Below are 15,331 nucleotides of genomic sequence, written 5' to 3' on the forward strand. Positions count from 1 at the left end.
TAGTTTGATAATTGATCACCTCCGTAGGTCGCATGGGGGTGCGGTGTGGTCGTGTCAAGTATATTTCCCGAGATGCAACAGACCGGTACGAATGGCTCAAAAGTACAGACTCTCAATTATTCAGTCTCAGGTGATACGGACTCTGATAGCTTTAAATCTTGGCAACAGCTTCTGGCGTCGCTGTTCAGGGTGACGCGGCCGTTTCATCGGCGAGAGCATGGTTTTTTCGCCTCGCTGACCGTTTACCACCTAGGCTTGGCGCTGGTTCTGCACGGAAAGAGCGATGCCGTGCGTTACTCGCGCTCCGATGCCTGGACCCTGCGCGATGACTTGGATCATCTTTTCATCCATGTCTGCAGCCAGGGCGGCGGCCATCTCAGGCGCGCCGGCGAGAACAGGCGACTGAACCATCTCGATGTCGGGATCGTCGACCTGGCAAGCCCGCTCGATTTCGTCGCCTATGCCAGCGAAAGCGTAAGCCTTGTGTTGCCGCGATCGCTCCTGTCGCCGACCACCGGCGAACTGGACAGGCAGCATGGCCGCATTCTGTTGCGGGACACCCCGGTTGGCGGTCTGCTTGGGCAGCACATCGTGACCTTGTGCCAGACGGCGCCACGGCTATGGCTCCACGAGGCGGTGGCGCTCGCTCGGGTGACGGCGAACCTGGCCGACACATGCCTGGGCATCGGCGCCGTCTCGTATCCGGCGCCCACGACGACGTCTCACGGCGGTCTCATGCGGTCCATCCGAGGTTACATCGAAGAGCGGCTGCATCAGCCGGACCTGGCGCCCGAAGAAGTGGCCTCAGCGTTCCTCATTTCGCGAAGCCAACTCTATCGGTTGTTCGAGACATCTGGCGGCGTCAGGCACTACATCAGCCGTCGCCGCCTTCGCCGCGCGCTGCTCGACATCTGCAGCCCGGCCCTTCGCCATAGGCGTATCGGCGACATCGCCTACGATCTCGGCTTCAGGAATGAGGCTCATTTCAGCCGGATCTTCCACGACGCCTTCGGCAGTTCGCCCCGTGCTGCACGCGCTGCCAGCAAGCGCGGCGATGCTGAATGGCTCGCGGTCGCCTCTCCCGCACCGGGCGGTAATCAGCTGGAGCATTGGCTCAAAGAGTTGATGGCTGGGTGACCTACCCACAGGCGCCTCGCGGTGGAGAGCCAGCAGAGCTTGCTGGGACAGACAGACATGTTTTTGGGACGCCAGCCGGAGGACGGGTCTCCGAAATTGCGACAGATTATATTTAGCGGCGTGGCGGAAGGTTACTTAAAATACTACGAAATATTCTTGGAGTTCCAAGAGTTTCGTGGGAGCGCGCTTCGCGGCGATTTCTGTTGTGTCTGATTTTTGTCAACCATAGTTCCAGGAGGCCAAAATGGCGAAGCTACACATCTACAAGAAGGTCGGGAATACATGGACGAAGATCGCCAATGGTGACGGCACCGTCAGCACCGACGAGCCGTTCACGGTTACCTTGTCGTCAGGGTCCGTCACCAGCGGAAACACCTACGACATCAGGCAAGGCCAGTCGGTGACCGGCGACCTGTGCAATTGCACTGCGGTTAACGGCAAGAACGCGACCTTCAGCGCGGCGGCGGCCGACGAGGTGGAGACCTACGAACGGGATGTCGCACGGCAGAGCCTGGCGAGCTTCTACGCGGCCCTGGACGCGGTGTCCAAGGCAGTGACAATCCTTGTCGATCTCGATGACCTGGCCACGCTCAAGACCAACAACTACGCCATGTGCTTTGCCAAGAAGGTCGCCTCCGGCAGCGACGGCGGCAGCTACAACGTCGTCTGGCAGTCGCTGACCAAATATGTCTACAGCACTGCCTTCTCGTGGACGCCTCAATTCTCGCTGTTCGGCACCAATGTCTTCGCCGACACGGTGACGGTCACGGCGACAACCAACCAGCGGGCGCTCGGCCTCGGCCAGCAGTGCCTGCTCGACGCGAACGGTATCCTGCAGCCGCCGGCGACCGGCGGTCCAGTCACCGGTGTCTCCATGCAGAACCAGTTCGGCCTGATCCACCCGGCGCTGAGCCAGATCTCGACGCTGAACGGTGTCCAGCAGACGACGCCGCTCTACGTGGCGCCCAGCGGCATGGTTCAGGGCTCGGTGACGCTGACCCCGATCGATACCGTGATGGTGTGGTTCCAGCAGGACATCGCCACCTCGACGATGTTCAGTTCGGCTCGCTCCATGTCCACCGAGATCGACCTCACCTCGACCAACACCGCCACCCGCCTCTACAAGGGCGGCCAGTGGTCGACCCCATCCTGACCTGCAAAGACTCCCGGGCGGCGCTCGTCGCCCGGGAGGTCTTTCGCGGCAATGCAATACCCCCTCCCCATCGTTCGGCGCTCGTCGCACCTGTCATGAAACCATCATGCTGTTGTCATCGCGCTGAAATCTCATTGCCCCAAACGAGGACCGCAATTCCGTTCAGGCAAAGAGGTTTCCCATGTCACGCAAGCTCCTGCTTTTGACGTCCGCGCTGGCGGCGTCCGCAGCCTTCCCCGCTTATGCCGACCAGGCGTTCAACCGGATCGCCACCTTCCCGGTCGCAACCAATCTGCCGGCTGGCGTCGACGCCGCGACTCTGACCTCGTCGGAGATCATCGCCGCGACCGAAGACGGCATGACGCTGGTCTACTCCGACAGTCCGCTCGGCGCCGTCGGCTTCATCGACATCACCGACGCCAAGGCGCCGAAGGCTGCCGGTATCGTCAAGATCGAAGGCGAGCCGACTTCCGTCACGGTCCTGGGCGGCAAGGTCTTCGCCGGCGTCAACACATCGAAGACCAAGCAGGAGCCTTCGGGCAACCTGACCATTATCGACCTCGCCTCCAAGGCAATCGACACCTCCTGCGATCTTGGCGGCCAGCCGGACTCGGTGGCGCTGAGCAAGGATGGCAAGTTCCTCGCCATTGCGATCGAAAACGAGCGCGACGAAGAGCTGAACGAAGGTGCGCTGCCGCAGCTGCCGGCCGGCAATCTGAAGATCGTCTCGTTGAAGGACGGTACAGCCGACTGTGCGTCGATCAGGACGGTCGACCTGACCGGTATCGCAGCGGTTGCGCCGGAAGATCCGGAGCCGGAATTCGTCGCCTTCAACGAAGCTGGAGAGATCGCCGTCACGCTGCAGGAAAACAACCACATCGCGATCGTGGATGCAGCCTCGGGCAAGATCGTCTCGCATTTTTCGGCGGGCGAAGTGACGCTCGAAAACGTCGACACCAAGAAGGACGGTGCTCTGAGCTTCACCGGCAAGGTCGAGAACGCTGTGCGCGAACCCGATGCGGTGAAGTGGCTCGACAATGATCGTCTCGTCGTTGCCAATGAAGGCGACTACAAGGGCGGTGCGCGCGGCTTCACCATCTTCTCCAAGTCAGGCGAAGTGCTCTACGAGTCCGGTCCATCCTTCGAATACCAGGCAGCTGCTGCCGGCCACTATCCCGACGGCCGTAACAAGAAGGGTATCGAGCCGGAAGGCCTGGAGTTCGCTCAGTTCGGCGATGAGAAGTACATCTTCGTTGCCGCCGAGCGGGCGTCGCTGGTCGGCGTCTACAAGGACACCGGCGAGACGCCGGAATTCGTCCAACTCCTGCCCTCGGGTGTCGGCCCCGAGGGCCTCGTCGCCATCCCGCAGCGCAACCTGCTGGTCACCGCCAACGAGACTGATCTCGTCGAGGACGGCCTCGTCCGTTCGCATGTCATGGTTTATGAGCTCGGCGAAGGCGCCGCCAATTATCCGCAAATCGTGGCAGCTCTCAAGGAGGACGGCACCCCGCTCGGCTGGGGCGCGCTCTCCGGCCTCGCCGCCGATCCAAAGGAAGCCGGCAAGCTTTATGCGGTGTCGGATTCGGTCTACCGCTCGGCGCCGGCGATCTTCACCGTCGATACCACCAAGACCCCTGCCCTGATCACCGCAACGACCGTCGTCACGCGTGACGGCAAGCCGGCGCAGAAGCTTGATCTCGAAGGCCTGGCACCGGATGGCAAGGGCGGCTTCTGGCTCGCTTCCGAAGGCCGTACCGACAAGCTGACCCCGCACGCCATCTTCAACGTCAACGCCAAGGGTGAGATCAAGGAAGAGATCGCGTTCCCGGCCGAGCTGCTGGCGCACGAGACCCGCTTCGGCCTCGAAGGCATCACCACGCTTGGCGAAGGCGACGACCTGACCCTGGTCATGGCGATCCAGCGCGAATGGGCAGACGACCCCAAGGGCCAGGTCAAGCTCCTGGCCTACAAGCCCACGGACAAGGAATGGTCGGCGGTCCGCTATCCCCTCGACAAGACCGAGAAGGGCTGGGTCGGCCTGTCGGAAATCACCGCCCATGACGGCAAGCTGTTCATCATCGAACGCGACAATCTGATCGGCCAGGAAGCTGTCAACAAGCGTCTCTATTCGGTCGCGCTCGATGGCTTCAAGCCGGCCAAGCTCGGCGGTGAACTGCCGGTGGTGGCGAAGACGCTGGTGCGCGACCTGGTGCCGGATCTCAAGGCCGCGACCAACGGCTACGTCGTCGACAAGGTCGAAGGTTTTGCCATCGATACGTCGGGTGAGGCCTTTGTCGTCACCGACAATGACGGCGTCGACGACTCTTCGGGCGAAACCCTGTTCATTCGTCTGGGCAATATTGCAGCGGTCAACTGATCGGATGACGTCAGTCGAAACGAAAAAGCCGCGGCATCGATGCCGCGGCTTTTTCTGCTGTCCGGCGTTGCGGAGGCTGGATGGTGTTCGTTCAATCGATCTGCAGGACCAGCGCCGGATGCAGCTTCTTCAGGTTCGGCAGCGACTTCGACTGCCATGGGATCTCGGAGCTGCCGCGCACGACGAGTTGCACATCTGGGTGTTTGCGCACCTCGATGGTGAACTTGGCCAAAAGGTTGATGCCGGATGAGTTGAGAAACTCGAGGTCGGTCAAGTTGAGTGTCATCGTCTCAGGCTTTTCAGCCAGAATGGCGGTCATGACAGCCAGCACCGGCGCATAGGCTTCGGAGCCGGCAAGCCGCATGGAGCCGTCGAAATAGACATCGCTGTTTTCGGTCCAGACGCGATAGTCATCGGTTCTTACTTCCATGTGCGCCTTCATTCTTTCCTAGTGAGCCTGCGAGATCGGGATCGTGGCATAGGTCTCGACGTGCACTCGGTTGCTGGACTCAACCGGGCTGAAGATCCATGCCAGTCTGGCGCCATAGTCGCTCATCAGCGTCAGCAATCCAAGCCCCGAGCCGGTAGCATCGGGATCAGCTGCATTCGCCTCGATCTGCTGGATCAAAAGGTCTCCCGGATCTCCTATGGTAATCTGGGAGAGAAGCTTCTGAAACGTTATCGCGGTCTTGTCTGCCACGACGTTGGAAACCTTCACCTTGAAATTGTTTGAGTCCATCGATGCTTCGACGATGATCTCGCCCGGCTCGCGAAACTTCACGGCATTCTCGATCAGCTCGTTGACGAGGTATCCAATGCTGTGGCGCACTTCCTTGTAGTCGTTTCGCGACGCGTGGAAGGGCAGCGCGAAAAGATCAGCGATGAAGTCCGAAGTCGTTGCGCAGTGGTGCCATTTCAGGTCCAGCGGCCCGTCAAACAACCTGACGCGGCTGATGTTGTCCCGCATGCCCATCGCAATGTCGGCCGGTCCATACATAGTTGTCATGTGCTCACCTGTGCCTCATGACGACGAGTGTAATGTCGTCGTGTATCTTCCGTGTGCCGATATACGCCATCAGGTCGTCGACAATTCCGCTCTTGATCTCTTCCGCGCTGCTACCGTAGCGCGAGCGTGCACTTTCGCTGAGCCGGTCGAGGCCGAACAGTTTGCCGCCCGTTCCTTCAGCCTCGGTCACGCCGTCGGTGTGAAGAATGATGACGTCGCCGCTGCTGAACGGGATGTTGCGAGTGGCGACAAACGGCGAGATGTCCCGTTCGAGGCCAACCGGCAAGCCCAGGTCGAGCGTGTCGATCCGTTCGACCTTGCCGCCGTCGCGGACGACAAGCACCTCTTCATGCTGACCCGACAGAACCAGGCGCTCGTCTTCATAGTCGAGGAAGGCCAGTGACAGGTGCTTGTCGGAGTTGGTGCGCTCCAGGTTCTTGAAGATGGCGCGGTTCAAGCGGTCGAGGAACTGGCGGGGATTGTCCTCGCCGGTCTCCTGCAGCGCGCGTGCCACCGACTGCACCATCAGCATCAGCACGCCACTCTCGAGGCCGTGTCCAGTGACGTCGCCAATGCCGATCTTCAGGCGGTGCCCATCCTGTAGGACGTCGTAATAGTCGCCGCCGACCTCGTCTGCCGGCCGCATGTAGGCCGCGATCTCGATGCCCGGGATCAGCGCCAGTTCGCGTGGCTTGGGCAGCACCATCATCTGAATCTGGCGCGCGACGTCGAGTTCGGCGCCGAGCCGCACATTTTCGCTGCGCAGCTTTTCGTTGAGCGTCGAGATTTCGACATTGGCGTCTTCGAGATCCCTGGTGCGCGCGTCAACCAGCTGCTCGAGGTTCTCTGTGTGGAAGCTGATCTGCTCGGCCATGCGGTTGAAGGCCACACCGACCTCGCCCACCTCATCCTTGGACGGGATGTTGACGCGGACGGAATAATCCTTTGCCTGCAGCCTCCTGGCGCCAGCTGCAAGCGCGCTGAGGCCTGCCGTGATGCGCTTGGACAAGCCAAACACTGCGGCAAACACGATCATCAGTGAAACGATGATGGCCAGGAGCTGATAAAGCAGGATCCGGTTCGTCGCCTTCGAAATGCTGTCCTGCGCTGCAAACAGCGCAGCATAGATCTCGCGCTCGGGCACGACGATGCCGACCGACATCGCCTGTTTTTCGATAGGCCCGGTGGTCCATAGGTTTGTCGGCTTCAGCCCCTTCAGCACGACAATGTAAGGGACGTCCTCCCCGTCCTTCTGCAAGAGGACATGCTGAATCGCACCGTCATTGCTGCTGTCGAGGTCGAGGGTTGCGATCGCAGGTTGGGTGCTGGTACGCAGAGAGCGCTCGAGGCCGGTAACCCCGCCCGTACCCTGTTCATTCGAGGAAACCAGCCCGATCGTCGCTTCGCTCTTCGCGTTGATGGCGACCACATTGCCGTTCGGCATCGTGAGGAAGCCGAAACCCGTTTCGGCGATCTTGACGTTCTCTACGATCTCGGCGAGCTGGTCGAGGGTGATATCGGCGCCGGCGGCACCTGCCACGCCCGTGCGGTCGCGCGTCCACAGCGGATGGAAAAAGCTGACGATCAGCTTGCCGGTGATCGCGTCGGTATAGGGCGCGGTCTGGGTGATGTCGTTGTCAGGGATGAAACGCGACGCCGGATCGAGCGCCCATTTCTGCCACGAGCCATAGATGCCGGGGAAAAAGAACTCCCAGAATTCCGAATTGTTGTGGCCGGGATAGAGGCGATCGAAGGTCTGGGCCTGGTCCGTATAAGGCGCCGTCCTGAAGATCGGGCGCTCCTTTGGGCCAATGTAATACATCTGCAGCTTTGACGAACCGCTGGTCAGCAGGCTCGGCGCGACGAGGTCGAGCACCGCGCTGTTTTCAATCTCATCCTGGACCGCCGGCAGCGGCTTGTGGTCGGGGCCAAGCAGGTAACCCCAGACGCTGACCACGGAAGGTGCGCCTGGCAAGTTCTGCGCCCACTGTCCCTTGGTGTCATAGACCACATTCACCGAGGCTGCGGCCTGGTTTGCCAGCGTGGCGCCGACCTGCTTCTGCCGGTCAGGGTCGTCGATCTGCCCTTGTATGACGCCGGCAAGCGTCTTGACGTCGGCATGGACCCGGTCGAGCAACAGGTCGACCCGCGACGCCGTCGACTCGGCATAGGAGCGGATATACTCCTGGTTTGCCGTCGTCAGGCCGGCGCCGACCTCGGAGGTCGCGTCCTGGGACAGCCGCTGCACGTTCCACAGCGCCAGGCCGCCGCTCATCAGCAGGTCGAACAGCACTGCTCCGCCCACCACCAGCACGAACTTCGCGCGGAAGGAATGCAGTCCGAAACGAGGGGTGTCCTGCATGTCCGTGCTCATAGTGGCTTCTGCCCTGAGGCAGCCCAGATTGGCCAACCGGCATACCCCTTCGGGTGGAGGGCGGCCGAGATGTGGTCCTTGAACCCTTGCCTGAACTGCTTGATGAACTCGCTGGAATCGCCGCGCTTGACGGCCATGTCGCCGGCATAGACGTCTTCCCATGCCGCGATCATGTCGGCAAAGTCCTTCGGATCGCCGTCGAGATTGGTGACCATGAACTGTTCGACGCGGATGTCGTCGAAGCCAGCATCCGCCAGATAGCGCCGGCTCTTGGGCCCGAGCTCGACGTCCATGTCGAAATGTTCGAACAGTTTGGCTACCTCGTTGTAGGTCCAGCGGATGCTTTCGCCGCGTGGTTCGCCCAGGCAGTGCGAGTTCTTCTCGTTGGTGATGTAGACCCGGCCACCCGGCTTGCAGATCCGGAACAGCTCCTTGAGGATTTGCGCAGGACGATTGAAGATCTGCAGTGAGTGCCGGCAGGTGACGAGGTCGAACTGGTCGTCGTCGAGCAACATCTCGGAGGCGTCGCCATAGGTGTATTCGATGCCGGTGATGTCGAACTCCGTAGCGACCTTCCTGGCGTAGGCCAGGCTCGACTTGGAATGGTCGAGGGCGACGATCCGCGACGGCTCGAATTCCTTCTGCACCAGCACCGCGAAATCACCGATGCCGCAGCAGATGTCGGCCATGACGATGCCCGGCCGCATGCCGTGACGCGGCAAGATAGAGCGTTCGTGACGCCAGGTCATCTTGGTCTGGGTCCGCAGGATGGGAATGAACCCACCCTCTTCTAGGAAGCTCTGGCCGGGGTAGAACTCGCTGTCATATTCCTCGACGGTGATACCCGGCTCGATCTTGCTGAGACGGCCGAATTTGCGCGTCGTCCAGCCGACGACGCTGGAGGTAATGACGACAAATCTCAGGTCCGGCCTGACCCGGCAGGCGTCGATGATGACGCGTGAAAAGGCATGGAACGCAGTGTTGTTCATCTGCGCGAGGCGTCTGACGTTGATGTAAAGCACGCCGCGGACGCTTTCGATGGATTCTTTCAGCAGGCCCAGGCTGGGCGCCAGCTCGTCAATCGTTTGCGGGCGTACCGACCCGGCAAGCGAGAATTCCTGGTTGTTCAGGTCGAAATGCGCCTTGAAGCGCCCTGAAATACTGGAAGGGGCAGGGTGCGCAGTCAATTTGCCAGGCCCCCGAGCGGGAGGTCGACAACGATTGTGACCGTATCGCCATCAACCTCTTCAAGCCGAAGCGTGGCGTTGTAGTTGACGGTCAGTTCGAGAAGCATCATGTCGCGGCTAGGCGCGACATCGCCTGAAAGCGAACTCAGGTAACGTGCCTGCCGGTCGGCACCCTGAACCCGCGCAATGGCAGCCTCCAGGAAGGTGTGCTCTTCCCGGCTGCAGGCAAACGTCAACTCGATTCGGTCAGTCTCGCCCAAGCGAGACAGCCTGCACTCGAGTGCTCCCCCAGAATGACGCGTCCTGAAAGTGACCTCCAGCAATTCATTCAGTGCGGACGAAAAGAGATTGGAGAAAAGAACGGAGTCTGGTCTGTTATGGCTGATAGTACGCGCAAGGTAACTCGAAATGTAGTCGCAATGCGCCCAATTCGAAAGGAAAGATGCGATCTCCATGTCGACCTGGATCATCGTGCGAAAACTTGGTTCCGCATTCGCATCTTTCGTAGGCATGTCACCCTCTTACCGTTCTGGCCGTGCAACAGGGTTGCTCGGCTTATCTGCGGTGTCCGGCCCGAAGTCGGTGCGCCGTCACACTATGCGTATGTATGGCCTTCTTCGCTTGCCCCGTCGAGGCAAGCTTGCAGGGTGTTGCCTGTCGTCATGATCGGTCTTGTTCTTGCGGCGCCTTCTGTTCCGCCGGCGGGCGGTCCGCAAACTCACCCGTCGCGTCCGCCCCCATCGGCCGCCCCAGGAAGTTGCCCTGCAAGCAATCGCAGCCCTCTTCGATCAGCCAGTTTGCCTGGCCGGCCGTTTCGACCCCTTCCGCGGTGACGCTGATACCCAGGCCGTGTGCCAGGCTCATGACGGACCGGACGATGGCCTGGCTCTTGCGGTCGGCTACCAGGTCCTTGATGAAATACTGGTCGATCTTCAGCGTGTCGAACGGGAAATTCTTGAGATAGCTCAGCGACGAGTAGTGCGTGCCGAAGTCGTCGAGGGAAATCCGGATCCCCAGGACGTTCAGCGTGTTCAGCGTGTCGAGGTTGTCGACTGTCTGCTCCAGCAGCACCGTTTCGGTGATTTCGAGCTCGATGCGGTCGGCGCGGATGCCGACCTTGTCGATGATGTGCGCCACGGTGTCGGTGAGCGAGCCACTCAGGAACTGCGCCGGCGACAGGTTGACCGCGACGTTCATGGACGATGGCCAGGTCATCGCCTGGCGGCAGGCCTCCTCGAGCACCCAACGGCCGATGTCGTCCATCAGGCCATCGGCCTCGGCGATCGGAATGAAGACGTTGGGCGGGATGAGGCCAACCTCGGGATGGTGCCATCGCAGCAGCGCCTCGAACCCGACTACCGTCGATGGCGGGCGGATGAGTGGCTGATATTCGAGATAGAGTTCCTGCCGTTCCAGGGCCATACGCAGGCTTCGCCTAAGGTTCTCCCGTTGCTCCAGAAGCAGCATCATCGAGCGATTGAAGGTGCGGGCGCAGCCACGGCCGTCGCGCTTGGCGGCGTAGAGAGCGATGTCGGCCGCCTTCATGAGCTCCTCGCTCTCCGCGCCGTGCTGCGGGCCGAAGGCGATACCGACACTCGCGCCGACAAACAGCGGGATGTCGTTGATGACGAAGGGCGCCTTGAAGGAATCGACGATCGCCTGAGCCAGCCGTTCGGCCGCCATGGGCTGCTGCTTGTTGGCCTGGATCACCGCGAACTCGTCGCCGGCATATCTGTAGGCCGCATCGCCGTCCTGGAGCGCGCCGCGGATTCGATTTGCCGCCAGCTGCAGCAAGGTGTCGCCAGTGCCATGGCCAAGCGTGTCGTTGACCGACTTGAAGTCGTCGAGATCAATCTGCAGCAGCGCCGACTTGTCCCGGGAATCGCCGCTTTCCGCCAGAACCTCGTCCAGGCGCTCGCTGAAGCGGCGGCGGTTCTGCAATCCGGTCAGCGCATCATGTGTCGCCTGATGCTGCAGAAGTTTGACGCGATCGGCTTCCTCGGTGGCAGCGCGGCCGTCATGACCGGTTTCCGCTGTCTCGATGATGCCGACGCCGTCGGCCATTCCGAAACAGAAAACCACTCCCGCCGGCTGGCCCGACAGCGCCTTGAGCTTGATTCGCGTCGACGAGCCATCGCGCGCGGCGAGCTGCATTGCCGCGCGAAGCTCGTTTTCGCCAAAGTTCGGATAGATCTCCCACGCCACCGCGCCCGGGGTCATGGCGTTTCCGCGAATGCTTTTCAGTCGGGCCGAGCAGTCGGTCAGCCGGAATTCGTGGTCATAAAACGATACGAGATCGGTGGTGTTGGCGAGGAAACCTGAAAGGCGGGCATCGCGGGCCATCGAGAGGTTCGAGGGCCCCTGCCCTCCGCCTCTTTTGTCCCCAGCCTTCGGATACCCAAACCAATTCCAAAAGCGGTACAAGTCCGCATCTCCTTACCGCATGACGTAAAGTTAGCACAGCGGAACAAGGGCTTGCAAACACTCGGCGTGCGAACTCCACAACCATCCATTGGTGTCAGCGATTGCCGTACACTCATCTAACAATCACAGCATGGCGTGATGCGGTGGTCGCGAATTGCCGCTTCCAGATCACAAAGCAGGAAGCTGGAAGGAACTGTTAACCACTGGCTTCCTATTGCTCGGGGGACGTTTCATCAGCGAGTCTTGAGCATGGGAAGCACGCGTTTGCCTCGAGTGAATTTTTCGAACCAAGTCTCGCACGATGACGGCCAGAATCGCCCGGAAAGCAAGGCAGACGGAACGCATGTGGCTTCGCCGGCCGATGGCCCCGGCTGGCAGGATTATTTCTTCCTCGCGCCCAATGTGCGCTTCACCCGCACGCCGGATTACGATGCCGCCAAGCGCCAGGCATATGAAGCGGCGGAGGCCGCCCACAATGAAGCCCAGGCGAACGCCGCCGGCCTGCAGCCGCTGACGGCCGAGCGCGCGACAGTTGTCGCACCTGTCGCGGTTCCGGCAAGACCGGCGACCGTGACGACAGGGGCCCAGGTCATCGAGGCCTTGCAGGCGCAAATCGCAAGCAGGATTGCCGCGCCGGTTCCACAGGCGCCCTCGCCCGTACGACAGCCCGTTGCAGCAGTGAACTCCGCCAACCCGCCAGTGCAAGCCGCAGCCAAGCTGGCCGGCGCCGGTGAATATGCGGCGGCCCAGCCCAAGAAGGCTCGGTGGTCCTATCTTTCCGATCACGCATTTTTCGAGCTGATGGCGCCGAGCACATCGGACGGTCCGTCACCGGTAGCCGCGGTTGCTACCGCCCGCCCCGCGCCGGTGCCGGTGCGAGTTGCGCCGGTACCTGTTGTCGCCAGGCAGGCCGAGATTGCCGCAGCCGAAATCACGGCGCTGTTCAGGGTCATCGAGTGCATTCCGACCCAACAGGTCAACACAGCGCCTGCAGCGCCTGCCAACTCCAATGAGGTGAAGATCGAAGCTCCCACGATTGCCGAACGCGCTGAGCGCGCGTCGGTCGTCGCTGGCACGCCAGAACCAGTCACCATCGCCGAGCCGACGGCTCCCCTTCGCGCGGTGTCGCCATTGCCTCTGATGGGCAAGATCGTGCCGGCGACCACCGGCGATACCTACGAATTGCCCTCAGAGGAGTTGTTGCAGCTGCCGCCGGCAGGCCAGGGCTTCTACATGTCGCAGGAGCGGCTGGAGCAGAACGCCGACCTGCTGGAAAGCGTTCTCGAGGACTTTGGCGTGCGTGGCGAGATCATCCATGTTCGCCCGGGCCCTGTTGTGACGCTCTACGAATTCGAGCCGGCGCCGGGCGTGAAATCGTCGCGCGTGATCGGCCTTGCCGACGACATCGCTCGCTCGATGAGCGCGATCTCCGCGCGTGTCGCGGTCATCCCCGGCCGCAACGTCATCGGCATCGAACTGCCCAATGAGACACGCGAGACGGTCTATTTCCGCGAGCTGATCGAATCGGACGGCTTCCGCAACACCGCCTGCAAGCTGGCGCTCTGCCTCGGCAAGACGATCGGCGGCGAGCCGGTCATCGCCGAACTCGCCAAGATGCCCCATCTGCTCGTCGCAGGCACCACCGGCTCGGGCAAGTCTGTCGCCATCAACACCATGATCCTGTCGCTGCTCTATCGGCTGAAGCCGGAAGAGTGCCGCCTGATCATGGTCGACCCGAAGATGCTGGAGCTCTCCATCTATGACGGCATCCCGCATCTGCTGACGCCTGTCGTCACCGATCCGAAGAAGGCTGTCACGGCACTCAAATGGGCAGTGCGCGAGATGGAGGATCGCTACCGCAAGATGGCGCGGCTCGGCGTGCGTAACATCGACGGCTACAACGAGCGTGCCGCGATCGCCCGCGACAAGGGCGAAACGGTGGTGATGCAGGTGCAGACCGGCTTCGAGAAGGGCACCGGCGTGCCGCTGTTCGAGGAGCAGGAAATCGACCTTGCCCCGATGCCCTATATCGTCGTCATCGTCGACGAGATGGCCGACCTGATGATGGTCGCCGGCAAGGAGATCGAAGGTGCGATCCAGCGCCTGGCGCAGATGGCACGTGCCGCCGGCATACATCTGATCATGGCAACCCAGCGACCCTCGGTCGACGTCATCACCGGCACCATCAAGGCCAACTTCCCGACCCGCATCTCGTTCCAGGTGACGTCCAAGATCGACAGCCGCACCATCCTTGGTGAGCAAGGCGCCGAACAACTGCTCGGCCAGGGGGATATGTTGCACATGGCCGGAGGCGGCCGCATCGCCCGCGTCCACGGCCCGTTCGTCTCGGACGCCGAGGTCGAGCATGTCGTCAATCACCTCAAGGCACAGGGACGTCCCGAGTATCTCGAGACCGTCACCGCCGACGAGGAGGACGAGGTGCCGGACGTCGATGACAGCCCGGTCTTCGACAAGGGCTCGGTCGCTGCCGAGGACGGCGATGCAATGTATGACGAGGCGGTGAAGGTGGTGCAGCGCGACAAGAAGTGCTCGACTTCCTATATCCAGCGCCGCCTCGGCATCGGCTACAACCGTGCTGCATCTTTGGTCGAGCGCATGGAAAAGGAAGGCCTCGTCGGCGCGCCGAACCATGTCGGCAAGCGCGAGATCATGGCCGGTCGCCGTGACCACGCGCAGACGAATGACGATCAGGAGTGATCGCAGGCCTGGTTGAAAGACAGGGCGGGGTGAACCGCCCCGTCCTTGCTCGCGCTACTTGATGGCCTGCAGCTTTTCGATCGCGGCGGTGAAGCCCGCCAGCGACACCGGGATCGCCACCGCCTTGCGCGTGACCGATTCCATGCCAACGTTCAGATTGGTGCCTGCCTTCATTGCCGTGATCAATTCCGGCGTCAGCGGTGCCGCGGCATAGGCGCCGTTCTGGTCGCTCGTCTGAATCGCGACGGTCACCTTCTCACCCTGGTCGATCTGGTAGGACGCGCCGGAGGGCAGGAACAGGCCGTGCGGCAGCGCAAGCAGCATGGCCAGGCCGCCTTTGTCGTTTTCCTTGCGAATAGTGACCGTCAACACGCGTTGACCTGTCTTCGACTCGGTCAGGTTCTGCGACACCTGGCATTGTAGTTCGTTGATCGTCGCACCGCTGGCGCAGTTGACCGCCCAGGGGTTGGCGTCGGCCGGCTTGGCTTCGACTGGCTTGGCTTCCTGCGCAAACGCGCTGCCGGCAAACAACAGTCCGATTGCGGCGGCCATCATGTTGATGATGCGACCTGGCTTTGTTGTTCGCGTGAACGTGGAGCGCATATTGCTTGCCTTTTCTGGGAAATCGACTTGGTGAACTGCGCGAAACTTATGCGCAAACAATCATATTAGGTGTTGCTTGACGGCAACATCTTTGTTTTTTGTGTGTGTACACGCGTTGGTAGCAAAGACTCCCCTTGCAAGTGCCGGGCATTGGCAGATCAATCGCAGCAACCAAGAACGCCCCCCTTGGATGGATGATCTATGCATTCGCGTTTGTTCCTGCCCGGAAACGCAAGACAAGCAGTGTCTAATGTACCGCCCGCGACCGCGACGCAAGTTTCGGTCGAGTATAGGCTGTCGCGCAGCGCTCGGGGCTTGTTGCGGACGTCCGCCCTATCAACGATCGCGTTGG

At 61.4% G+C, this 15,331-nt stretch carries 11 protein-coding genes; 4 read left to right on the forward strand and 7 right to left on the reverse strand.

Annotation, left to right across the window (positions count from 1 at the left end; translation table 11 throughout):
- Nucleotides 1-72 precede the first annotated feature (72 nt).
- The 3 genes from Amn_RS29725 to Amn_RS29735 all read left to right on the forward strand — a co-directional run bounded on the left by Amn_RS29725 (nucleotide 73) and on the right by Amn_RS29735 (nucleotide 4,667).
- Nucleotides 73-1,137: a helix-turn-helix domain-containing protein gene (locus Amn_RS29725; RefSeq protein WP_286298758.1), complete on the forward strand. Its 1,065-nt coding sequence runs from the start codon at nucleotides 73-75 to the stop codon at nucleotides 1,135-1,137.
- A gap of 244 nt (nucleotides 1,138-1,381) precedes the next feature.
- Nucleotides 1,382-2,290: a hypothetical protein gene (locus tag Amn_RS29730; RefSeq protein WP_154384410.1), complete on the forward strand. Its 909-nt coding sequence runs from the start codon at nucleotides 1,382-1,384 to the stop codon at nucleotides 2,288-2,290.
- A 181-nt stretch (nucleotides 2,291-2,471) separates the two neighbouring features.
- The gene (locus Amn_RS29735; protein WP_286298761.1) at nucleotides 2,472-4,667 is read left to right on the forward strand and encodes an esterase-like activity of phytase family protein; all 2,196 of its coding nucleotides are present in this window, start codon (nucleotides 2,472-2,474) and stop codon (nucleotides 4,665-4,667) included.
- Between the two features lie 91 nt (nucleotides 4,668-4,758).
- Here the strand turns inward: Amn_RS29735 and Amn_RS29740 are convergent, their stop codons facing one another.
- From Amn_RS29740 to Amn_RS29765, 6 genes are all read right to left on the reverse strand, one after another.
- Nucleotides 4,759-5,097, reverse strand: coding sequence for a slr1659 superfamily regulator (locus Amn_RS29740; protein WP_182574733.1), 339 nt, complete (start codon nucleotides 5,095-5,097; stop codon nucleotides 4,759-4,761).
- Nucleotides 5,098-5,115: 18 nt separating this feature from the next.
- Nucleotides 5,116-5,673 (reverse strand): slr1658 superfamily regulator, encoded by a 558-nt coding sequence (locus Amn_RS29745; RefSeq protein WP_067968307.1) that lies wholly within the window; start codon nucleotides 5,671-5,673, stop codon nucleotides 5,116-5,118.
- A 4-nt stretch (nucleotides 5,674-5,677) separates the two neighbouring features.
- Complete coding sequence (locus Amn_RS29750) at nucleotides 5,678-8,035, reverse strand: PP2C family protein-serine/threonine phosphatase (protein ID WP_502874773.1); 2,358 nt, start codon at nucleotides 8,033-8,035, stop codon at nucleotides 5,678-5,680.
- Between the two features lie 8 nt (nucleotides 8,036-8,043).
- Complete coding sequence (locus Amn_RS29755; protein WP_067968313.1) at nucleotides 8,044-9,234, reverse strand: class I SAM-dependent methyltransferase; 1,191 nt, start codon at nucleotides 9,232-9,234, stop codon at nucleotides 8,044-8,046.
- Complete coding sequence (locus Amn_RS29760) at nucleotides 9,231-9,746, reverse strand: ubiquinone biosynthesis methyltransferase UbiE (RefSeq protein ID WP_246670713.1); 516 nt, start codon at nucleotides 9,744-9,746, stop codon at nucleotides 9,231-9,233. Before Amn_RS29760 ends, Amn_RS29755 begins: the two co-directional genes overlap by 4 nt.
- A gap of 148 nt (nucleotides 9,747-9,894) precedes the next feature.
- Nucleotides 9,895-11,577 (reverse strand): putative bifunctional diguanylate cyclase/phosphodiesterase, encoded by a 1,683-nt coding sequence (locus Amn_RS29765; protein ID WP_154384412.1) that lies wholly within the window; start codon nucleotides 11,575-11,577, stop codon nucleotides 9,895-9,897.
- A 330-nt stretch (nucleotides 11,578-11,907) separates the two neighbouring features.
- On the opposite strand from Amn_RS29765, the gene Amn_RS29770 reads away from it, so the two are divergent.
- Entirely contained in the window at nucleotides 11,908-14,376 is a 2,469-nt protein-coding gene (locus Amn_RS29770; protein WP_154384413.1) for a DNA translocase FtsK, read from the forward strand.
- Nucleotides 14,377-14,430: 54 nt separating this feature from the next.
- Here the strand turns inward: Amn_RS29770 and Amn_RS29775 are convergent, their stop codons facing one another.
- Nucleotides 14,431-14,979: an invasion associated locus B family protein gene (locus tag Amn_RS29775; RefSeq protein ID WP_154384414.1), complete on the reverse strand. Its 549-nt coding sequence runs from the start codon at nucleotides 14,977-14,979 to the stop codon at nucleotides 14,431-14,433.
- Nucleotides 14,980-15,331: the final 352 nt, after the last annotated feature.

Origin of the sequence: Aminobacter sp. Y103A (assembly GCF_030294925.1) — a bacterium.
In the GTDB taxonomy this organism is placed as follows: domain Bacteria; phylum Pseudomonadota; class Alphaproteobacteria; order Rhizobiales; family Rhizobiaceae; genus Aminobacter; species Aminobacter ciceronei.